At 50.2% G+C, this 22,118-nt stretch carries 16 protein-coding genes; 4 read left to right on the top strand and 12 right to left on the bottom strand.

What is annotated here, in order from left to right; translation table 11 throughout:
• Window positions 1-10: 10 nt before the first annotated feature.
• From ACSX1A_RS11195 to ACSX1A_RS11155, 9 genes are all read right to left on the bottom strand, one after another.
• Complete coding sequence (locus tag ACSX1A_RS11195; protein WP_439879742.1) at window positions 11-355, bottom strand: DUF4134 domain-containing protein; 345 nt, start codon at window positions 353-355, stop codon at window positions 11-13.
• Between the two features lie 66 nt (window positions 356-421).
• Window positions 422-922, bottom strand: coding sequence for a hypothetical protein (locus ACSX1A_RS11190; protein ID WP_439879741.1), 501 nt, complete (start codon window positions 920-922; stop codon window positions 422-424).
• A 334-nt stretch (window positions 923-1,256) separates the two neighbouring features.
• The gene (locus ACSX1A_RS11185) at window positions 1,257-2,108 is read right to left on the bottom strand and encodes an RteC domain-containing protein (RefSeq protein WP_439879740.1); all 852 of its coding nucleotides are present in this window, start codon (window positions 2,106-2,108) and stop codon (window positions 1,257-1,259) included.
• Between the two features lie 266 nt (window positions 2,109-2,374).
• Window positions 2,375-4,309, bottom strand: a complete 1,935-nt coding sequence (mobC, locus tag ACSX1A_RS11180) for a conjugal transfer protein MobC (RefSeq protein WP_439879739.1) — start codon at window positions 4,307-4,309, stop codon at window positions 2,375-2,377.
• An 11-nt stretch (window positions 4,310-4,320) separates the two neighbouring features.
• Window positions 4,321-5,589, bottom strand: a complete 1,269-nt coding sequence (locus ACSX1A_RS11175; protein WP_439879738.1) for a relaxase/mobilization nuclease domain-containing protein — start codon at window positions 5,587-5,589, stop codon at window positions 4,321-4,323.
• Window positions 5,583-5,981 carry a plasmid mobilization relaxosome protein MobC gene (gene mobC, locus ACSX1A_RS11170; RefSeq protein ID WP_439879737.1) on the bottom strand — a complete coding sequence of 133 codons (399 nt, stop codon included), beginning with the start codon at window positions 5,979-5,981 and terminating at the stop codon, window positions 5,583-5,585. Before mobC (ACSX1A_RS11170) ends, ACSX1A_RS11175 begins: the two co-directional genes overlap by 7 nt.
• Window positions 5,982-8,031: 2,050 nt before the next feature.
• Window positions 8,032-10,299 (bottom strand): TonB-dependent receptor, encoded by a 2,268-nt coding sequence (locus ACSX1A_RS11165; RefSeq protein WP_439879736.1) that lies wholly within the window; start codon window positions 10,297-10,299, stop codon window positions 8,032-8,034.
• An 85-nt stretch (window positions 10,300-10,384) separates the two neighbouring features.
• Complete coding sequence (locus ACSX1A_RS11160; protein ID WP_439879735.1) at window positions 10,385-11,725, bottom strand: tetratricopeptide repeat protein; 1,341 nt, start codon at window positions 11,723-11,725, stop codon at window positions 10,385-10,387.
• A gap of 65 nt (window positions 11,726-11,790) precedes the next feature.
• Window positions 11,791-13,875 carry a DUF4331 family protein gene (locus ACSX1A_RS11155; protein ID WP_439879734.1) on the bottom strand — a complete coding sequence of 695 codons (2,085 nt, stop codon included), beginning with the start codon at window positions 13,873-13,875 and terminating at the stop codon, window positions 11,791-11,793.
• 623 nt (window positions 13,876-14,498) lie between these two features.
• On the opposite strand from ACSX1A_RS11155, the gene ACSX1A_RS11150 reads away from it, so the two are divergent.
• The 4 genes from ACSX1A_RS11150 (at window position 14,499) to ACSX1A_RS11135 (ending at window position 20,251) form a co-directional block, all read left to right on the top strand.
• Window positions 14,499-15,200, top strand: coding sequence for a Crp/Fnr family transcriptional regulator (locus ACSX1A_RS11150; protein ID WP_439879733.1), 702 nt, complete (start codon window positions 14,499-14,501; stop codon window positions 15,198-15,200).
• Between the two features lie 125 nt (window positions 15,201-15,325).
• Window positions 15,326-16,885, top strand: a complete 1,560-nt coding sequence (locus ACSX1A_RS11145) for an IS1182 family transposase (RefSeq protein WP_439879732.1) — start codon at window positions 15,326-15,328, stop codon at window positions 16,883-16,885.
• A 417-nt stretch (window positions 16,886-17,302) separates the two neighbouring features.
• Window positions 17,303-18,832 carry a PQQ-dependent sugar dehydrogenase gene (locus ACSX1A_RS11140; protein ID WP_439879731.1) on the top strand — a complete coding sequence of 510 codons (1,530 nt, stop codon included), beginning with the start codon at window positions 17,303-17,305 and terminating at the stop codon, window positions 18,830-18,832.
• A 240-nt stretch (window positions 18,833-19,072) separates the two neighbouring features.
• Window positions 19,073-20,251, top strand: a complete 1,179-nt coding sequence (locus tag ACSX1A_RS11135) for an alpha/beta hydrolase (RefSeq protein WP_439879730.1) — start codon at window positions 19,073-19,075, stop codon at window positions 20,249-20,251.
• Window positions 20,252-20,613: 362 nt separating this feature from the next.
• Here ACSX1A_RS11135 and ACSX1A_RS11130 read toward each other — a convergent pair whose 3' ends face one another.
• From ACSX1A_RS11130 to ACSX1A_RS11120, 3 genes are all read right to left on the bottom strand, one after another.
• Window positions 20,614-21,039, bottom strand: a complete 426-nt coding sequence (locus ACSX1A_RS11130; protein WP_439879729.1) for a hypothetical protein — start codon at window positions 21,037-21,039, stop codon at window positions 20,614-20,616.
• Between the two features lie 91 nt (window positions 21,040-21,130).
• Complete coding sequence (locus ACSX1A_RS11125; RefSeq protein ID WP_439879728.1) at window positions 21,131-21,685, bottom strand: RNA polymerase sigma factor; 555 nt, start codon at window positions 21,683-21,685, stop codon at window positions 21,131-21,133.
• A gap of 190 nt (window positions 21,686-21,875) precedes the next feature.
• Entirely contained in the window at window positions 21,876-22,100 is a 225-nt protein-coding gene (locus tag ACSX1A_RS11120; protein WP_439879727.1) for a hypothetical protein, read from the bottom strand.
• Window positions 22,101-22,118: the final 18 nt, after the last annotated feature.

The raw sequence follows: 22,118 nt of genomic DNA, 5'->3' as shown, positions 1-22,118 counted from the left end.
AAAAATATGATTAGACGCCAAAGAAGGATTTAAGGACGGTAGCTACGATTACCAGGAAAATACAGCTGCCAAACCAGGCGGCGGCCACTTTACCGGTATCCGGCTCCCCGGCATTCCATTTCTGGTATACTTTCACGGCACCCACTAATCCGACAACAGCGCCTATGGCATACATCAGGCTGGTGCCGGTGTCAAAATAGCCGCTGATCATGTCGGTAGCCTGTTGGATACCAGCCTCGCCGTTGCCAGACTGTGCCTGTGCGGCCAGTGCAGCCGAAAAGATGAGTGCGGCTGTGAGAAAAGAAAAGGCTAATGGTTTTCGCTGGTGTAGGAATTGGGTTGTGTTCTTTTTCATGGTATCTGGATTTGTGGTTATGATTAAGCAGGTATAGTGTGCAGGTAAAGCTGGTGATCAGACGCCTCAGGCATCTTTTGGCCATATGGACTGCAGGTCAGAGAGACTCAACTCGAAAGAGAGTTGGCGCTTGCTCTCTTTGAGCAGGAATTGGTGGACGGCTTCCAGGTGATGAACCTGGCTTCGTGGGGCGTGCCTGGTAAAGATCAGGTGCAGGAGGGAGAGGAACTCCTCCTTTTGTGCGTTTGCCTCGAGTGCCAGTTCCAGCAGTGACTTTATTTCTGCCAGCATCGCATTATCCGGAGCTGGTTCTATGGCCTGTGCAGGGGCTACCCGGATAGCTTCCGCCTCGGAGAGGAGAGGGGCCACCTCGGTGGAGGCGGGCCCCATGATGGACACCTGTGGAGGGGGAAGCCGGTCTGGCTGAAGGGTTGTCCGGTTGGTTTTGCGGGTCAGGAGGCGTTTGGCTTCACTTCTGTAGAAGAGGAGCAGGACTGCCAGGTAGTATGCCGTCCCTGTGCCCCCGATTGCCAGCATGAATTGGTTCCAGGTAATTTGCGTTAGCATGTTCTCTTTGGTTTTTGGGCTGCCGCACCGTACGACAGCGTTGATGATGCCAAAGGTGGGAAGGGAAAAAGCCCGTATTTCACAAGGCAATCCGTAGTGGGGAAATTATTTTTGGAGAATGATGCGAGGAGCCTTCAAGAGCTGCTGCAAATGATTCCAGGGCCTGAGCGCGTTCATAAGGCCTTACTGGCATCCCTGCTGAAAGTTACCCCGGTAAATACTACCACCAGGGATGTGGACATGTGGGAAAGTCCCCGCGGGAGCTTTTCCATATGTCCACATCCTTTTAGTGTATCAGGGGCAGTGCTTGTCAAAGAGGAAGGGGCCTGCATGCTCAGGCCGCGTCCAACTCATCCATCCGGTGGAGTAGCTTCTCCTGCATCAGGTCCAGGAATTTGGTACGGCTGTCCTTTTTGCGTTGCCGCATTTCCTGAAAGGTGCGGTAGACGCTGCCAAGCTTCAGCTGGAACAGCTCCTCCAGCCGTTCAGCGATTTCCAGTACACCCGTGGTGCCCCCGTTGATCTGCCCGGACTCACAGAGGGCATAGGCCAGTTCAATCAGGTGTACTTTGGAGCCTGTCCAGACCAGGGCCTTGCGTAGATCAGGTATACTATCAAACTGGCCCTTCTCCAGGTCGCGGAGCGCCTGCACCAGGTAACTGCGAAGGCGCTCGTTTGCCTGCATCCGGGCCACCACATAGTCATAGTGGGTCGTAAAGCGGGTGTCGGTATCCACCGAGCAGGTGCTGAAGTCCGGTGGCAGGTCCGTGTTCCCGCGCACGAACAGTTTGGTGTCCAGGTAGGTGGCCCCGGTGAGCAGGTACTGGTAGAGCTGCACATGGTGCTCATAGAAAATGCGGATCAGCAGCAGTTCGTTTTCCAGGTAACGCCGGGTATCCTGCAGGCTGCCCACCGGCTTTTTAAGTTCGATCAGGGCCAGGCGTGAGTGGTAGATCAAAAGGGAAGTGAAGCGAGGCTTGACATGGCGGAAGAAACGGATCTCCTCCTGCTCCTCGGGGAAGGTATGGTGGATCACCAGTTCTTTTAGTTCTTGGAGTGCTACTCGGATGTGCCGCAGGCTGGCTTCCTGGCGCTGTGCGGGTGTCGGGGTGGAGATCGTCTCCGCCTCGCGGAGTTGTTCCACCAGCTGTTCGTAAAGTTTTTCTGCTTGGTGTATCATAGACATGCGATTTAATTGTTCAGCTATAGTGAAAATGAAGGCAGGCTTCATCCGTTCTTTCCCATCCACATGCTTTTCCAGTTATCTGACCGGGCAGGCCGAAGCCCAGCACCCATTGTTTCGCCTGGCGACACGCATTCAGTTGTATGGAAACGACAAGACGTATGTTGTAATATTTTGATAAAGTGCATTCTAATGAATGGATTCGCTTTTATAAGTAATTGATATATAGGTATATTTGCGTTTTTTGTGTGCTCCTGATTTTGATAAACTCATGAACCGGCACCCTGCAGAATGTGCTCTACCTGCATTTTGATCAGGTGGTAGTTTTCCTGGATCGTCACGAGATCAATGTCCCGGACAGCGGGGATTTCCACATAGGCCCTTTCCTCCCGGCCAATGGCAGCATGATCGTTGCGGATGGCGGCATGAAAGGTTTTCAGCTCAATCCGGCAGTGGGGATCGTCGGCCACCGTGCCCACGAAGTCTCCCGAGGAGAGGGAGGCGATGGTGGCGGGTGGGATGGCGGCATCCAGTTGCGTGGAGCGGCTCACCGAGGTGTCGCTGCTGTTGATGGAGATGCTTTCCCGCTGTTGCACCACCTTGCCAAAGCGCTCGGAGAGTTGCCTGGCCGTTTCCCCGGCCACCTGCCCGCTGATCACATTGCCTACGATGTTCATCACCACTTCTGCCTGCTCGCGGCCATAGTCCTTCTTAAGCTGGCTGTAGTCCTGCACGGCCAGGGTGGTGGCCACTTTGTTGGCGCGGGCCGTGGCAATGAGTTGGTCGATGCCGTTGACGTAGATCGTAGGAAATTCATCGAAGATGAGGCTGCTTTTGAGCCGGTTCTTCTGGTTGACCAGTTTCAGCGCCTTGGCAACATAGAGGGAGAGGACCGCGCCGTACACCTGCTGCTTTTGCGGGTTGTTGCCCAGCGAGATGACCTTGGGCTCCTCCGGGTTATTGAGGTCCAGGGTAAAGTCATTGCCCGAGAGAACGTAGTAGAGCTGGGGAGAGGAAAGCCGGGCCATGCTGATCTTGGCACTGGCCACCTGCCCCTCCAGCTGGTCTACCGCCTGGTGTTCGAAGGCGGATACGAAGGGGTTGATGAGCACCTCGATCTCCGGCTCTGTCCGGAGCAGGGGAAACAGTTCCCGGTACTCTGCCTGCATGAGCTCGATCACGTGGGGTAGCGTACAATACCTGCCGTGCTGGTATTTTTTTAAAAACCAGATGATGGCAGTGACGAAGTTGATGGGTGACTCCACGAAAAAGTCGCCTTGTTTTTTGATCCACTCCCGGTTGAGTCCCAGCATGATGGTGCGGGAAGCCTCCGTTGCATCCGTTATGTCGGTCATCGTGTCCGGATCCAGGGGGTTACACCGGTGAGAACGGGAGAGGTCGTCAAAGTTGATGAGGTAAAAGCGGGGCGGCACGGCATACTTGTCTGTGTTTTGCAGGAGCACATTGTAGGCGATGCGGGAAAGGTCATCGTATTTGAAGTCATAGAGAAACATGGCAAAGCCTTTGCGCAGATGCTGGGTAATGACATGCCGGATCACAAAATAGGACTTGCCCGCCCCGGGGGTGCCGATCACCAGCAGGGCCCGGAAGGGATTGATGATGTTGATCCAGCTGCGTCGGGATTTGCCTTGCAGGGTATAGTGAGCCGGCAGGTTCACAGAGTACTCGTTTTCCAGGAGGCGCTCTTCCTGTGGAAAGGACTCGTTTAGCCGGTTAAACACGTCGCGGGCCAGCCGGAGGCGGAGCAGGCGTGTGCACCGTGCCCCGGCGAAAAGGAGCAGGAGGTACCCGGTAGCGGTGGCGGCCATGTAGCCGATAGCGATACCAGCAGCCGAGCCGGGAAGCAAGAGGGCGAGTGGACTCAGAAAATAAAACAGCAGGCCGGTCAGCAAAGCGGCGAGGATGGCGCCTACCCTGAGCTCCTCATCTTTCTTGCCCTTGGCGCCAAGCAGGGAAATGGCCAGCAACAGGAAGGCTCCTGCTTTGGCAGGAAGCGTGCCTTGAAAGAGCGCCATGCGGGCAAAGTTGGCGGCTATCCGTTCCAGCACAGGGAATGCCAGTCCCCACTCCCGACAAGCGGTCTGGCAGGTGATGTAGCAGTGGAGGAGCAGGACCACCAGGCTCAGTAGCCTGGTGAAATCTATGACGTGGCGCAGTCCCTGTAGGTTTTCACCGGTTTGCATGTGGATAGGTTTTAGAGGTTTGGTCTTCTTCTTTTGCGTTTTCTTTTCGTTTGTTGGAGCGGGCGTGGGAGGTAATCCTGCTGTGACTCCACCTGCAGCAGCTTATCCACTAAATTTGCTACCAAGGGAGGGGAAGAGGCAGCGCCGGGAGCTTCACGGGTAGCGTGAGGAAGGGAGGCTGTGGCAGTATCGGGCAGTCCCCCTTGTGCCTGCTTTATTTCTCCCAGGCTTTCAGCAAAGCGCCTGGTCAGTGCGTTGGCACTGTAAGCTTTGCCGAGCTCACTCCCGTTGAAGACCGTTTTCCGGCGATGATCGACAAAGGTGATGCCGTAGGTAAGTCCCTGGGCATTTTCCCGGAAGAGCACCTCCACCTGCTCGTGTTGCAGACGCTGGAGGAAAGCCGCTTTGCTGAGTCCGGGCAGGTGTATAAGCTGGTCCAGCTGCTTTTTCAGGGACTCCCGGTACAGCCTCCGGACTTTCCTGTTCTCCTCAAATCGCAGTTCCAGCCGGGCAAGCCCTGGTTTGCCGGGAAGGGCGCTCGCTTTGATGGGTACCCCCTGCTTTTGTCCTTTTTCGTCCAGAATGCTGTACACAAGCCCTTTGTTGCGGTACATCCGGGTGTTTTCGTTGCCCCGGTCTGCCGTGATGCGAAAGCTGTGCAGGACAGCGTTGAGTTGCGCCAGGGAAGTATAGTTATAATGGCAGGTGACGGTTGTGACGATGCGGGAGATGATGCGTTTTGTTTCATCCCGGCCATAGTGTGCCTTCTGAATGGAGGCAGGGGCCAGGGGCAGGTCGCTTACCTGCTTTTGGTCTTCCGCCCTGACCAGGCCGAACACAAGTTCCACTTCCTTTCGGGCGGGCTCTGACTTGCTCCTGCCGATGTTGTGCAGGTCGATGCGGGTGCCATTGGGCCGGATGTTGGTGGTGACCAGGTGCAGGTGTGGATGCGCCGCATCCAGGTGGCGGTAGACCAGGTACGGCTGCTGGCCAAAGCCAATCCTTTCCATGTAGAAGGCGGCAATACGCGCCAGCTTTCCCGGGTCTAATGTTTCTCCCGGGGCGAAGTTCAGGGAGATATGTACGGCGTTGGTTTTGACGCGGGGGTTCTTTGCCAGCAGCCGTTCGAAGCGCTGAAGCTTGTCCTGGAAGGCAAGTTCCTGTGGGTCTGCCAGGAACAGGTGGGCCTGGAGCAGTTCCCCCTGTCCGGCCTGCACTTTGTGCTCGTTATAGTTCAGAATGCCTTTCACGCTTTTGCCGGTAATAATTTTTGCTACCATTTCTTGGCCAGTTGGGAGATCAGGGAGAGGAGCAGGTTGACCTTCGCTTCCACCTTGGCAAACTGCTCGAGTGCCTGCTGGGCCAGCAGCAACCGTTTGCTTTCCCGGGGGCTGGCATGGAAGTGGCGGGTGATCTGGTTGATGTTCACCCCGATCGCGCGAAGCTCCTGCCGTATCCGGGCCAGTTCTTCCATGGGTTGGTCCAGGGAAGTGTCCTGGTGAAACAGCGTGATTGGTTTCCCGGATAGGATGCGGCGGATAAGCTCGCCGATGGAGTGGCAGTCGCTTTTCTGCCGCATGCCCTCCAGCCGGTGGTATTCCCGCTGGGTCACCCGGATGGCGATAGAGCGGGAGAGCAGCTTTTCTTGTTGATCCGTCTTTCTTCTTGCCATGGCTCACTGAAGCAGAAACCGAGTTCCGAGGTAAGCCTGCTCCCGCCGATGGAAGGGCGGGCAAGCGTTTTTGTTTACAAAAATACATCTTGCTGCCTGCACCCGTCCGCAGGCTCTTCTCCTTGCAGGCGGGTTTTGTTGCTGGCCAGGAGCATGCCCGAGGTAAGCCGAAAAGCAAACGAAGGAAGGTGGTGTTACCGGGGATTCCATAGGCGTTGGTTTACTGTGGCAGAAGCCGTTATACCAGGCAATAGGACCTGGTGCGTCTCCTAAACGTGTGTGAAAGTTCAGTGGGAATAGATAGGCTTTTTCACAAGTACGACCCCAGTGGGGAAATATTTTCTGGGAGGAGTTTGGCTGGATGCTGGATAAGAAATACAGTATACACTAATAAAAATTCCATTCAATCCAAGGAACGCACATATTTTAGTAAACAAAAGATTCCTCAATTATGCCTTACGGTTTATGCATATGTAGGTGTTAAACCTACATATGCATAAACGCAATATTATCTTTAATATAAGTTATATATAATAGTAAATTAATAATAATTAATCATTATTAATTTATTCAAATTGTTTTGAAATCCATAACTAGATTAATTAAAATCCACATTTATGATATTCTAAATTTTATAAATTTTTTAAATTCACGGATATTTAATTCGTACATTATTAAATCTTAAAGAAAATGATCTGATTTTTAAAATCTTAACTAGTCTTCTTGAAAAAGCAATTTTGGTATATCAAAGAATAATTTTAGGAAGTATGTATACAATTGAGCCAACTTGTCCTGTGTCAGCGTATCAAAGCATGGGAGCCTACAATTCTTTTGGTTTTAGCACTATAGTATGCCTGTGATAAAATGTTGTATTATTTGCTAATATGATTAATGCCGCATATGAATTTCACATAGTCTTAGCAAGGTTAATGGGTGCTTGCAAATAGGCATATCTTGATTCATTTTTAAAGCAACTGGCGGGGAAACAAAAAAACTACACATTACCATTCAACTAAATAAAACATTTAAATCTTGTTACTGATTGCTGCTTTCTTACCAGGTGAAAATACGAACTAGCAGATAAGGTTTAGAATTATTCATCCCAGCTAGGGAAAAAAGGGCCGCTTGTGCTAATGGTCAATTGCTTTTGATTTATTTGTTTGAGAATACGCAGCCCCACTGACGGATGCTCCAAGATAGCGGCATAGCAATTTCGTCTGTGAAAGCACTGCTGTGTGTGACAGTGCGCAGGCGTTTGCTGATTCTCAGGGCAACAGTCAGTCACTTTAGAGAAATATTAGCCCAGGCAGGGCGGTGCCCATGCTACCCTCCCCCTGTACCTACTTATTCGTATTGAGATGAGACTGAGTCAGAACAGTGTATTCAGGTTAGACTACGATCCTGTAACAGACATTTTGCAAGTGAACTATGCGAATTTTCATGACCTTAATGTCTGAGTGGTAATTTATAGCCTTCAGTTGTTAGTGGAAGCAATGCGGGTTTACCATGTAACGAAGGTTCTTTTAAATGCCAGTAATTCAAGAATAGAAAGGGGGATGAAAGAAGTAAGCCGGTCACAATACAATTCTTAAGCGACCTGTCCTTAACCAATGTCCAAAAAATTGCTCGAATTAAAAAAGATGACGCCCATACTGAAAACGTCTTGTTGGGGAGCCTGGAACATTTAAAAGTAGTAGGGAGGACTGTTCCCGTATCAACTCCGCACATTCACTGAGAAGGAGGCGGCGATTAAGTGGCTCAACGATGCTCCAGAGAACCTGCCTACAACCTTCCTAATGATTTTTTCTTAAACTTGGTTATTACCATCGGGAGCGTTAAAAACAATATTTGGCTCACAACAGACTTAGAGCCATTTAGTTAGGGTGATTCGCCCATTGATGTGAATTTGAGTGAATATAATCCGCAGTAGGTTGGTGCAAAATTGAACCTACTAAAAAGTTGTAAGGATTCAGCAATCAATTTATTGGATAAAGACAGTAATCAATTCTACTTATATTGTGAACTTCATGATTCACAGCTTCCATAGGTATTATAGGTGGAAAATGAGCGCTAACCTGTAATTTGTCGGTGAACCAGGCGTAAAATGGATTTCCGAAACAGGGGCTGTCTCTCCGCGTAACCGCGACTCGGTATCAAACTGCGCCTCTTCCCATTTGGTGTTCAGCAGATTCTCCGCCGAAAGCTTTAGCTCTATGCGCTTAAAAGTGTAGCCCACCAGAGCGTCCAGTAGGGTATAGCCCCGGGCAGTCAGGCTGTAGTCTTGGTTGGCAGGTCTGCTTTGCAGGTAGCGCACCCTGAAGCTGCCGAACAACCCAACTTCAGGGCGTAAGGTTAAACCACCTGTTCCCGTAACAAGTGGGACAAGCGGAATGTAGTCGTTTCCCTCCGGTTCTTCTTTTGCACGAGGTTTGGTAAAGTTCGCGTCGGCGTCGGCAAAAAGGTAGGTGGCCAACTGGCAGCGGCCCGACAAGTCGAGGCCATAGCGGCGTGTTTTGCCAGACGGTTCCACAATGCCCTCATCCCCTACATAGACCAGCTCCTGGTCTAGGTCAAGGCGCCAGATGGCGGCATGCAGGATCAGCGAAGGGATGGGCTTGTAGTTGACCCCCAGGTCGGCTCCGTAAGCCGTGGGCAGCACTTGCAGGGCACCTGCCTGCACCGATACGCGGGTATCGTTGGAATGAAAGCCCGTGCCTGCGCTGGCGTAAAACTGTAAGGCAGGGGAGTGGTTGTAAAAGAGGTTAACCTTCGGGCTTACCTTATACTCGGTATTCACTTGCCGGCTATAGGTGGAGTCTATGTTCAGCAGGCTTTGGTAATCGAACATAAACTGGTCCAGCCGAAGGGCTGCATTCAGGCGCAGTTTCGGATCGAGCTCCAGCGTCTCACTTAGGTAAGCGGCCAAATTCAATTCATCTATGTCACCTTTTTTAGCCTCAGACAAGGTGATGCTTCTCCCTTTGGTGCGTGACAGTTCTGAACCCTGCACCACATCGTAGCGCATTTCAACTCCGGCCTCGCTTGTGATACGCTTGTTAAACAAGCTTCCTTCCTGGGTGTAGGTGCTGCTTTGCCCGTAGATATTTCGCGATTCGCGCTGCCTGATCTGATCTCCGTTAATGGGGTCGTTCAGGAAAAAGGTGAAGTTGGAGTATAGCTCGAAGTCGTAGTTCACGAGGTAGATCTGGTTGTCTAGGGTGGCCCCGTTAGGTAGAATGCTGGTGAGTGTTAGGTTGGCGTTTTGGCGGGAGGTGGCACCTCCCTCTGTATCGTCTATAGACCCAAACCGATCAATAAGCCCGCTTTCAACAGCCCGCAGGGGAATCTGGCCCGAGGCATCCCACTTGCTACGGAACGTGGAGAGCGATAGCGAAAGAATTTTATCCTGGCCCACCATGCCCTGGTAGCGCCCGAAAAGATTAAGCCGGTTAAAGTTCTGCGGCGAGTTAAAATACCCGTTGGTGTACATATACTCTGTGGCCACATAGGCATGCTGCTGTTTCTGGCGTGCCGCTTCTCCCAGTAAATCAAACATACCCACAGCGCGGTAGGTGTCGTACAGGCCGCCCTCCAGCTTTAAACTACTGTTGCTAATGGAGCGGCGCGTGCTGAAGCTGGCATATCCGGCGGTGGCAAAATTGCCCTGGTCAGCCTGGTAGGGCCCTTTGCCATACTCCACGCCTTCAATGGTTTCCGGAATGATAAAATGCAGGTCGGAATAGCCTTGCCCATGCGCATGCGACACCATGTTAACGGGCATGCCATCCACGGTAAGCCGAATGTCGGTGCCGTGGTCGATGTCGAAGCCGCGCAGGAAGATCTGCTCTGCCTTGCCGCCACCGGCATGCTGCCCGATAAACAGTCCTGGAATAACCCGCAGCACCTCCTGAGAGCTCTGCACCGGCCGCAGGTTTACGTCAAGGGCACTGATCGTACCCAGCGCTTCCTGCTTCTGCGAGTTAACGGTTACCTCCGAAAGGTCGACCAAACCCGGTTCAAGCAATATGTTTAGCTGCAGGGTTTCACCCTCCTTAATATCCACGGTCTGGGTAAGTGTGCGGTAGCCCAGGTAAGAAATATAGAGGGTTTGTTTGCCGAAGGGCAAGCCGGTAAGACTGTAAATGCCAAACGCATCGGTGGTAGCGCCTTTGTCGGTGTTGGCTACCGCTACGGTGGCTCCCTGCAGGGGTGTGTTTTTGTCTTTTGAGTAGACTTTGCCTTTAATGGACCCGTTATGGCCGAAGCACAGGCTGGTGCAAAAACACATGATGACGGATACTAACAGTAGATTTTTCACATAGATTCGAGTTAAGTTGGCCAAGAAAGACCTTCTGTTCCTGGTGCAATAAATAGAGAACCTGGAACAGAAGGCTTAAAAGAAGTTATAAACTGGACAGTCGCTTGGAGATGATGCTTCTGCCTTCTGCGCCGATACGGTCGGTTTGGAAAGGATCAAGCGAGAAAGCTTGCTGCAGCAGGTGTTCACCGCTTGCCCTATGCCCTAATTTGTAGTTCACCAGTCCGTTGAGGCAAAGCAGCGACGCATCCTGTTTTTGGGTGCGAGTGGCTTTCTTTAGCATCGTGTTTGCCCTGCCGAAATCCTTTTTGGCGTAAAAAATAGAGGCCATCACCTTGCACACGTCAATGTTGTTTGGGCGGCGCTTGTATTCTTTCATAGCATAGGCCATGGCTTTGTCCGGGTCGTTGTTGAGTTCCAGGTATACTTTAGCCAACTCAAGGTCTACTATGTGTCCGGCTTCCTGGTCAGCCTCAAAACCTTCCAGAAGTTCTTCCATGGTTTTTTCTGCTTCGCGCTCTTGCCCCGTTTTTTTATACAGGTGCGCCAGCTCCTCCTGAAAAGAGAACTCCGGCAAAGCACCCGCTGCCTCCTTCAAAAGCACAATGGCTTCTTTTGTATTGCCCGATTTATCCTTTATCCTCCCCAAGCCAGCGGTGGCAAAGGCATACTCCGGTCTCTCGAGCAGTGCCTGCTTGTAAGTGATCTCTGCCATCTGCAGGTTGCCGGTGCGCTCGTACAGTTGCCCCAGGTTATACTTGGCCCAGGCCGTTTGCTCGAGGCCGGGGTAGCCGGCGTTGGCCGACATCTGCATGGCCTGAATAGCTCCATCCATGTCGCCATGTATCTCGCGCAGATAGGAAATGCGGGCATAAGACATCAGGTCCGGCCGGCTGGCCACCATTTTATCGGCCATTTCTATGGCTTCTTCATAGTTACCCAATTCCACGTTGGCATCGCACAGCACCCCGTAAACAGCGGCGCGTTTATCGTTCATTTTCAGGGCCTCATGGCCGGTTGCAAGAGCATTCTCAAACTGGTGGAGCGAGAGCTGTATGGAGGCCTTGGCCACGATAGCCTCGTAGCGGATGGCAGGATCTATGTTTTTCCTGTCCAGCACATCATTCACCAGCTCCAGGGCGGCTGGGTAATAGTAGGGGTGGTCGCCGGTTACACGCGCTTCCTGCATGTAAGCCATGGCCAGCAACAGTTTACTGTGGGTGTCTCCGCTGTTTTTTCGGAGTTTGTATTGCAAGCCTTCAATGGCTGCTTTGGTGTTGAGCCACTCACTGGTTGTGGCAATAGGGCCTTGTCTGTCGTGTAACGGAGGGATCGGTTTTTCTATGTTTCTGCTGTGCATATAAAAACCAGCGGCGGCAACAAGCAGTACGGCAAAAAGTATGGCGTAGATGTTTCCTTTTTTCATATAATAAGGTTTTTAAAGTAGGATGAAATAAAAGCAGGCCGACAAAAAGCCGACCTGCCTTATTTTTATTTAGATACTATTATTTTGATCGTTTGCGTTTTGCCATCGGCATTTTGCATCGTAGCATAGTAGATGCCGTTTCCGAACTTACTTACATCCAGCTTTACCTCGTGCATGCCTGCATCCAGTTTTTTGTTGGTCATCGGGCTGGCCACCAAACGGCCTGCTGTGTCATAAACTTTCAGCGATACGGCCGAAGCGTCGCGCAGGCTGTAGCGGATCGTGGTAGATTCGGAGGCAGGGTTCGGATACGACTCTACTTCCTTCATCATGATCTCAGGCGGCGCCACGTTCAGGTTCATGCCCTGAATGTTCTGCGACTCCATCATGCCATTCTTCTCGCCGCACTCGCAGGTGCTGCCTTCCAGGCCGCTCCACGGTTGCGCCACATAAGGGAAACCCTGCAAGTAAGGCTTGTCGTTGGTGTTCACGCCATCATACGGATAGGTGAGCACGGTAAGAAGATCTTTGGTAACAGGGTTCGGACTTCCGGGCACATAATCGTCGTACCATAAGCCAATAGCTGCCAGCACAACACCGCTCACGGCCATGGTCTCGATGTCCACTACGTCATCCTCTATGCGTCTTCCGTTCGGGAAACCATCCATGTTCGGGATAAACTCCATGTTGGAATTTGAGTTATAGCGTGGGTCTGTTAAGCCGAGCACAGCTGCCTGCACCAAACCGAACCTGCTAAAGTCAGGGGAGTCTCTTTGTGTGATAGGCACGGCCATGTTCACGCGAAGCATGTCCCCGAAGGTTGGCAGGAAGTTGTTTACAAACGGCTTGCCTTTAGCCAGTGGGTTACCGCCTTTGCCGGTAGCTAACTGGTACGGTGCAAGGTTCGGTACGCCTGTCATAAAAATAGGCAGAATATCTACGGAGCGCGGCGCGTTAGGGCGCAGCAGGTAGTTGCCAAACAGGGCAGGGTCCAGCGCGGTGCCTTTTACAGCTTTTGAGTTGAGCAGTGGGTACAAGCCATCCTTTCCATTTCGGAAGTCATACTGACCAAGTGAGTTCATTTGTAGCGGCAAAGCCCCTAACTCCGGTATCTGGTCACCAAATGCGGTGTTGTCTATGTAAAGCGACAGCTCCGGATTGGTGAAATACTCTTCGAACTTCTTTTCGTTGTATGGCGTGGTGGCATTCCACTCGTCCTTGCGGCCTATCGGTATAATCACCTCGTTGGTAAGTGGCATTCCTAAACGGGATACCTGCACCATAGGGCCACTGTGGCTCACCTTGCCTCCTCTTTCTCGCACAGTAATCTTAGGGCGGCTTGCTGATGCCCACACACCGATCACATAGTCTGAGTCTAGTATGCTTTTCGCCTGGTTAGCTGTCTTTCCGTCTTTCTGCAATGTAGTAATCGGAATGTTCATTGCGATGGTATGCACGTTTTTGCAAGCCAGGCCATCCACAGGGTTTTCTGGTCTGAGATTTCCCAGGTCAAAGAATCCACCTACATCAATAAAAAACGGGTCATCCACAGGGCCTACAAAAATCTTCTCGCCAGACGGCAGCCTCTGAATGCCCTCTATCAGGGATTCCTGGTGATAGTTGCTGTTTAGACCAACGGCGCTCTCGATGGAACGCGGCCCCTGATTTGGCGGCGGCACCACGGCATTCTCCAAAATAGTGGAGAAGGTTTTTCCGTTGTCGGTGCTTTTCAGCACATTGTAGGTTACCTTCTGGTTTTCTTTTCCTAAGCGGATATTAAAGAAGGTAGTCGGATCCTCGTTTTTAATACTGAAATCGAAGCGATATATAATGTCATCGCCTTTTGTTTTCGGATCGTTTTTAACGTGAATGTCATACATCACATCCTCTCCGAAATTGTAATAATAAGGACCAGCTTGTGGCAGCTGGAACGGAATGTAGTTCGCTATGATCACCATTCTGGAGGGATCAGTGGGATTTCGGAAAGCATACACATCTGTATTATCTGCCAGCGGATCGTTCATGATCATAGGCGCCTCCCTGTGGCTCGATGATTCGAGGTAGTTAGTCTGTGAGCCAACTGCCACCACGCCGCCAACAACTAGCAGCGTTAGCCAGGCTTTCAGGCCAACCTTTGTAAAATTTTTCATAAGCAATAAGTTTTAAAATGATAAGAATTGAACATTGGGTGTTGCAATTACTCACAGAAGGGCTTGGTGAGCAGGTAATCAGCTTGGTGAGCAGGTAATCAGGGGGAATGGGAGCGTGTATAGGTGTACCTACGGAACTAATTTAATATCAGATTTAATAATTATATAAAAATTTATGAAATACTAAAAAAAGTATGTATTGTCATATAAAAACATAATTATTAGATTGAAAATTATTTTTTAATCATAGAGAGTTAAATTTTATGGTCATATTTACTAATATGCTTGTTACTAATCGTCTTACGATAGTTCTTATATTAAAAGTTATTTAAAAAAAATTAACAGTTTTGGGAATATAAATCAGCGTATCCAATTACCCTGTGTTATCGTACATCAGACGGGCAAAATTTGAATATTTAAAGTTTTAACATGCCAATATTTAAATTTGTAGAAGAACTTATTGCCCCTTTTGGGCAAAGTAAACTTTAGAATGTAGCAGTTTCTGGCTAAAATGGTTGCGTATGGACTAGTATTGACAATTGCTGTTTTGATTTTGGGCCAGACTTTCTTTAACAGCTGGACCAACGAAGTGAAAATCTGTAAACCCTAACCAATAACCTTCTATGTCACTTTCAACAGGAGAGCATGAAAAAACGAAGCAGTGGTACCTTGAGAATTTTAATATTTTTAGCGTGTTAACCACAGAGGATAGACAACAGCTGGGCAAACTTGCTTTAATGCAAAAGACCAACAAAGAGGAGGTTATATACTTCTCGGGCGATACCTCGAACTGTTTTTATTTAATTAAAGAGGGTAGAGTTAAAATTACACAGAAGTTTGCAACCGGCAAAGAGGTGATTCTTGCCATTTTAGGGCCAGGTGAGATATTTGGCGAACTAGCCGTGGTTGGGCAGGCTAGCCGCACCGAGGTGGCGGTTGCAGCAGAAGACTCCTTGGTCTGTAAGTTTAATGCCTGCGATTTTACCAGGCTTATGGCTAAGAACCCCAGGTTGATTCTGCAGATTAGCAAAACTATTGGCGAGCGCCTTGAAAAGGTACAGAGGCGCCTGGAAAGCCTTATTTTCAAAACGGCTGAGGAGCGCATCATGGACTTTCTAAAGGAGTTGGCAAAGGAATATGGCCATCAGGTGGCCAATAACCCTAACGAGGCGGCCATACATATGCATATTACCCATGAAGAGATAGGAAAGCTTACCGCAACCAGCCGCCAAACTGTTTCCTCTGTTCTCAAAAACCTGGAAAAGGCCGGAATAATTCTTTATGACCGACATCGAATCTATATCAAAAGCCTGAGCAGCCTATAGTTTTTGCCTTTACCAGCCACACAAATGGTTTGATGCAAGCCGTCAGACTGTCTAATAACATCTTACTTTCTGCAACTTTTATCAAGCTAAGTGGCTAAGTGATAAGACACTTATCCACTTGCGCTATGAAATTCAAGCAAGCCTATAGCCGGGACGAGCCTCCCGGTGGCGGGGCCAGCCTGCAGGAGCTGATCTCCCCGGACAACGAGGTCCGCTTCATCGACGCCTTCGTCGATTCCCTGCCTTTGGAGAAGCTGGGCTTCCGCACCGACTTCCCCGAGAACGGGCGACCTGCTTACCACCCGTCCATACTCCTCAAGCTGCTGGTCTACGGATACCTGAACCGCATCCGCTCCTCACGCTGCCTGGAGCGGGAGTGCGGCCGCAACCTGGAGGTGATGTGGCTCTTGGGCCAGCTGGCTCCTGACCACAACACCATCGCCAATTTCCGCAAGAACAACTCAAAGGCCATCACCCGTGTCTTCCGGGCCACCGTGAAAATGGCGCAGCACTTTGACCTGATCGGCGGCGAGCTGTTGGCCGGCGATAGCACCAAGCTGCGGGCACAGAACTCCAAGAAGAACAACTACAACCGGGGCAAGATTGCCCGCCACCTCACTTACATCGAAGAGAGGCTTTCGGACTTACAGCAGGCGCTGGCGCAGACAAACCAGGTGGAGCCGCTTTTGGACGCCATGGCCCGCCACGCGCTGCGGCGCGAGCACTACCTGAGACTTTTGCGCTACCTGGAGGACTCGGGTGAGGACCAGGTCTCCACTTCCGATGCCGAGAGCCGGCAGCTGATTATTAGAAACACCATCACCGAAGTGGCCTACAACGTGCAGGCCACGGTAGACGCCCGGCATTGCCTTTTGCTCGACTACCGCGTCACCAACCACAACGATCGCCTGGCGATGGGAGGCATGCTTCGGCGGGCCAAGAGCATCGTGCGCAACCACTCTTTCACGGCCCTCTTTGACAAGGGCTACTATGCTGGCTCGGAGCTGGAGACCGCCCAGGGGCTGGGCATCACGGCACTGGTGGCCGTGCCTGCGCCCGCATCCAACGCGCCGGACCCAGCCTATAACGTAGAGCACTTCGCCTATGACCACACAAGCGATACCTATACCTGCCCCGAAGGCCACACGCTCACCACCAACGGGCACGTCTACACCAAGCACCTGAGCCGGGCTCACCCGACCAGCTTCCACCAGTACCGCACCAAGGCCTGCAAGACGTGCGCGGTGCGTCACCACTGCACGACAGCCAGGAACGGCAAGCTCATCGAGCGCAACACCTACACGCCGGTCTTTGAGCAAAACCGGCGGAACATCGCCGCACAGCCTGATCTTTACAAGCGCCGGCAGGCTATCGTGGAGCACCCCTTCGGCACGCTCAAGCGGCAGTGGGGCTACAGCTACGTGCTCACCAAGCAGGGAATGGAACGCGCCTCGGCTGACGTGGGCCTGATGCTGATGGCCTACAACCTGCGCCGCATCTTTAATATCGTCGGCTTGGAGCGGCTGCTGGCTTACTATGCCGCCTCTTTAAGCGTGTTGTGGACCCTAAAAGCCATGTTTGGGGCCTGCTGGCGGGGCTACAGCCAACGTATAAAAATCCCTTCCTCTAGTGCAATATATCTACAAATCACTATCTTTAACCAAGAAACGGGCAGAGGTTTTTAGACAAACTGCCGTTATATAAAGTATAAAGTAAGCCCTAAATTCAGGAAGAAGTCTCAGCAGATATTTATCTGTTCCTTTCTGCCCGCCTGATAAAGCCGGAAAATGCATTCACGTGGCATCGTTACCTTAAAAAATTATCTTCAAATTTGTCAGCATCACGACAAACCCGAAACTTTCCGGTTTCAGTCCGATCACGTCCAAAAACTACCGGGTAGCTGTGTGCGCTGCAAAATGGATGATTTTGGCAGAGAGTAACCTGGCTGTAAACTCAATATCAGTGTATGTACAGCTAACTCACAGGTTGTGAGGCCGTAAAATTGTACAGGCACCTCAAACACGACAGGCAGTGTGCATGTCAGTAAGAATTGCCAGGTATTAATGGCACACCATGTAATTAGCGGTTAAAAATAAAGCATTATGAAAGTAAAAAATCTTAAAATACACGCTCTAAAGCGTTTAACGTTTTCGCTGGGGTTGCTTCTACCGCTCAGTATACTACTGAGTTGCAATGATGACAATAAGGGTAGCAATGATTTCCCGGATATCCAGACACCGGATGGCTTTAAGGTGGAGAAAGTAGTTGGAGGCCTTCAGTTACCTACCAGCATGACCTGGGACGATCAGGGGAATATGTATGTAGTAGAAGCGGGGGGAGGGCTGGAGCCTGAAAAACTAGCACCCATCCGCATCATGAAAATTGAAAACGGAAAGGCCACCGAAGTGGTAGACCTGGCCAGTAAAGGAATAAACCCTGCTGTGGTAGGCCTTGCCTGGTATAACGGGGCATTCTATATCACACACCGTGCCGACGACCTTACCGGCGCTGTTTCGCGGGTGACGATGGATGGCCAGGTGGAAACTATCTTTAAAGGCATCATAGACAGCCAGGCCGAACACCAGATAAATGATATACGGGTTGGTCCGGACGGCAGAATGTATGTGGCGGTTGGCCCGGCAGGAAATGCCGGTGTGGTAGACAAATCGGTTGCCCCCTGGATCATGCGAAGCCCGAATGTGCACACTACGCCGTGTCAGGACATAGTTTTGTTAGGGAAAAACTTTAAGACACCTGATTTTAGATCAAGCAACCCGGGCGATACGGTTTTAACCGGGGCCTACCTGCCGTATGGTACCCCTTCCATGCCCGGCCAGGTAATAAAGGGTGTGCAATTGTGCGGCGGCTCTATACTGGCTTTCGACCCTGCCAATGCGCTGGGTACCATGGAAACGTATGCATGGGGCTTTCGGAATTTAATCGGGTTAGCCTGGAGCAGCACAGGTGAAATGTATGGCGCTGAGAATGGTTACGATGTGCGTGGTGCCCGACCGGTGAAAGGGGAGATAGATGCCACCTTGCGTATTCGCAAAGGGATGTGGTACGGTATCCCGGACTTCTCTGCCAGTCGCAAGCCCTTGACAGATGCCACATTTGAGGTGCCGGACAGCCTGCAGGCCATGGTTGTTTTAAACGGACAGCCGCAAGGCAAAAACCTGGGTTTTGTAATAGACCATCAGGCAAGCGGATTAACCCCTCCTGACCCTTCGGTAGTTGTAGGAAGACATGAGGTTAATTCATCACCAAGTATGATCGATGTGGCGCCGTCCTCATGGGGTGATTTGGCGGGAATGCTCTTTGTAGCCGAATGGGGCGATCTGGCTCCTCCAACAAATCCCTTGCGAGGGAAAGCTCCTGCCGGAAGCCGCGTTGTGATGATTGACCCGTCCACCGGAAATATGCAACCTTTCCTAAGCAACATGCAGCCCGGACCGGCATCAGCGCAAGGTAGCAAGGAAGCCGGTATTGAACGCCCTTTTGGGGTGCGGTTCGGTCCCGATGGTGCACTGTATGTGGTAGACTACGGTGTGGTAACGATTGACATGAGCAAAAAACCCCCTTATGCGTACCAGCCGGGCACTGGTTCAATCTGGAAAGTGACGAAGCAATAAGGAGTATTACCCGAAACAGCTCTAAGCCAGAACTAAACATCATCTGTTTCTATGCCAGCCACTCGTATTTAAATACGAATGGCTGTTTTTTTGCCACTAAAGCAACATTTATGATACGCGTAAACCTAAGGTTCTAAACCTTCCGTATGAGATGTTTATTATTTAGAACTTAACAATAAAACAATGAAACAAACTAATCTAATCAAACACCTTGCTTCTTATCGACAGCAATATAAAGCCATGAGAGAACGTATAAGCCAAAACTCAGGCCTACCGATGTTCTTCCTGGCTTTCGTGGTGTTGTTCACCGTAAGCTGCTCACAAACTAACGAGGACCAGGCAACAGAAACAGAAACAACAGAGCAGGTTGCAAATGCTGATATGGATGGCATGCAAAACGGTGCGATGAATAACGGGGAGAACCTGGAGCCAAAAGGGCCGGCGCCAGCGTGGGGTCCAACCATCACAGATCCAATGCAGGTGGTGATCGAAGAACTGGATAGTCTGATCACTGGCCCTCCTTTATTTGAAAGGTCAGCACAGCAGGCACGCCAAGCGGCAACACCGGCTGATGCGGTGAAGAATGTGATGATGGATAACAACATAGAGGTGGCACCCGCTAAAGTAGATACCACCGGGCGCACGGTACCCGTGGAAGGCGGCAATATACATGTGCGTGTTTATACCCCTCAAGGCGGAAGTGCCCCGTATTCAGGCATTGTGTATTACCACGGGGGTGGCTGGGTAATTGCCAGTATTGATGCTTACGATGCGTCGGCCCGTGCACTTGCCGATAAAACCGGGGCTGTGGTTGTATCAGTGGGTTACCGCCAGGCGCCAGAGTATAAGTTCCCCACTGCCCATAACGACTCTTTTGCGGCTTATAAGTGGGTGCTCAACAATGCACAGTCGCTTCAGATCAACCCCGATAAAATTGCTGTGGCGGGTGAGAGTGCCGGTGGAAACCTGGCAGCCGCGGTAAGCATGATGGCCCGTGACAATAACGTGAAGCTTCCGATACACCAGTTGTTAGTGTACCCGATTGCTGGGTATGATTTTAACACAGAATCCTATAACAAGTATGCCGAGGCCCACCCGTTGAACAAGCCGTTCATGAAATGGTTTTTCGAGAAATACCTGAACAGTCCGAAGGATGCCGATAGTCCGCTTATCTCATTGGTAAAGGCCAAAAACCTGAAAAACCTGCCCCCTGCCACAGTCATTAACGCACAGATCGATCCATTGCAGACAGAGGGGCAGATGTATGCCGATATGCTCCAGAAGGCAGGTATTCCGGTAAGAACGAAAGTGTATGATGGCGTTACGCATGAGTTTTTCGGCATGGCTGCTGTGCTTCCGCAAGCCAGAGAGGCCCAAAGTATGGCAGTAGAGGAACTTAAGAAAGCCTTCAATAAGTAATTTATTTATAAGGTAGCACCCCTCCTGCATTTATTCTGATAAGTTAAACATTCAACTATTAAAACCTGTGGGCAACGGCTCACAGGTTTTTTGTGCTTACTATAACATGCCTGTGGTCAGGTGCGGTCTTCGGAAGGCCTTGCTTTACGAGTTGCTCCCGTTGCACCTGCTCCTGGTTTTGCTGATAAGGGCTTTTATCCGGGCACTGGCCTTGCCTGCTGTGCCTGGAAAAGTGCGATTGAGGGGAAGGCTTCTAAAATATTAACTTCGTTTAGTAATAGCTTATTTTCCAGCTTATTACAATATACACGTGGAGCATGAAAATATTTATCTATACTTTCAAACTTTATCACAGATTCAAGTTAACCCCTTTGTAATTTTCGCTGATACAATACAAATGATATGTTTAACTTGAAGACTAGCACGTTAGCATTTAAGGTAGGAAAAAAGTAAACCCAGGGTAACAAAACTGTAAAAAAGCGCAACGCTTGGGCAGAATGTGGGCAATCGAAGTATTGTGTTATATCCGTAAACTGCTTTAAATGGGCTTCCTGCAGTAAGGAACAATTGCACAGCAGCACGTTGCCTTTGAGAACTTTGTTATCGCTGACGCTTCTGCGGTACATGTAATTGGCGTTTATGTTGTAGTTGAGAACCTCGCTGTTGTTCTTGCTATTTACAACAAATACCTGGTCGTTGAGAGCTGTGGCAATAAAATAAAATTCACCGCCAACGGCCAGTTGAAGTTCTTCGATGGTGAACTGCTCGCCCTTTGGGGTAAATGGCATAGTTGTATTGTCAGATTTATATAAAATGCTACCCCCCTGCATTTGGTATTTTTTTCTGGTAATTGCCTATAAAGATAGCAAAATTTTAAAATCAATTATGAGATGCGAAATGCCTTTTGAGTTTTGCGAAGGCATTTTTTGATTCGTTCTTCAATGTCCCAAGTGAGATATATAATTTCTCTGCTGCTTCCGCATGCGTGAAGCCTTCAAAGTAAAGCAAATCGATAATCTCTTTTTGCATGGGGCTAAGCAGGTGGGTAAGTTGTTTTACCCCAGGGTGGTTGGTGTTAAATTGTGTAGAGGTGGCATCAGGACAATCTGGCTTGTAGCTGTTAATTTTGAAGGAGTTCCTGTTTTTTCTACTGAGATTGTAGCGTAAAGCATCAAGGGCCGCATTTCGTGCAATGCTTAGTAGCCAAGTGTACAAGCTTGTTTTCGACAGATCGTAACTGCCGACAGATTTCCAAAACTTTTCAAAGCAATCCTGCAGCACGTCTTCGGCACGTTTTTCGCATTTGACAATTCGCAGTATAACCCCGTATAGGACAGAGGAGTACTTGTCATACACTATGTAAACCGCTGCTTGATCGCCTGACTGCAGGCGGTCCACCAGGTCTTTTTCGGAGTTGGAAGATTGAATAGGCAAATGGTTGCTATTTGAAATTCATATAAGCACTAATTGTTTATACGAGGGTAAACATAAATGTTTTAAGGGTGAGACCATTTATTCTGGCGGTTAAGCGAAGTTAGAAGCGATTCGGTAGGAAACAAAGGCTAAGGGAAGTGTGGGGAAGCAAAAGCCTTGTAAGCTGAAGAGGATCCCGTATAGCTGAGTTTTATCTCCCTTGTTTGCAGAGCAGGGAATGTGTCTTCTTGAGTTCGTGTTTAAGTTCTAGCGCCATGCTTACAGCTATTCCAAGCCCATGCTCGATTTCGCTGCCAATCACCGGCCGCAGCCAGCTTAATTTAATGTCTCCTTGGGTTAAATCGAGTTCTACCAGCAGGTAATCGGCATCCAGTAAGGAGATTTTGACTGAGTCTGGAAGTAATGCATCTTTCATTTTTGCTTATACGGTCAA

The organism is Pontibacter sp. MBLB2868 (assembly GCF_051904785.1).
GTDB lineage: Bacteria > Bacteroidota > Bacteroidia > Cytophagales > Hymenobacteraceae > Pontibacter.
This window is presented reverse-complemented; position numbering and strand designations above follow the sequence as displayed.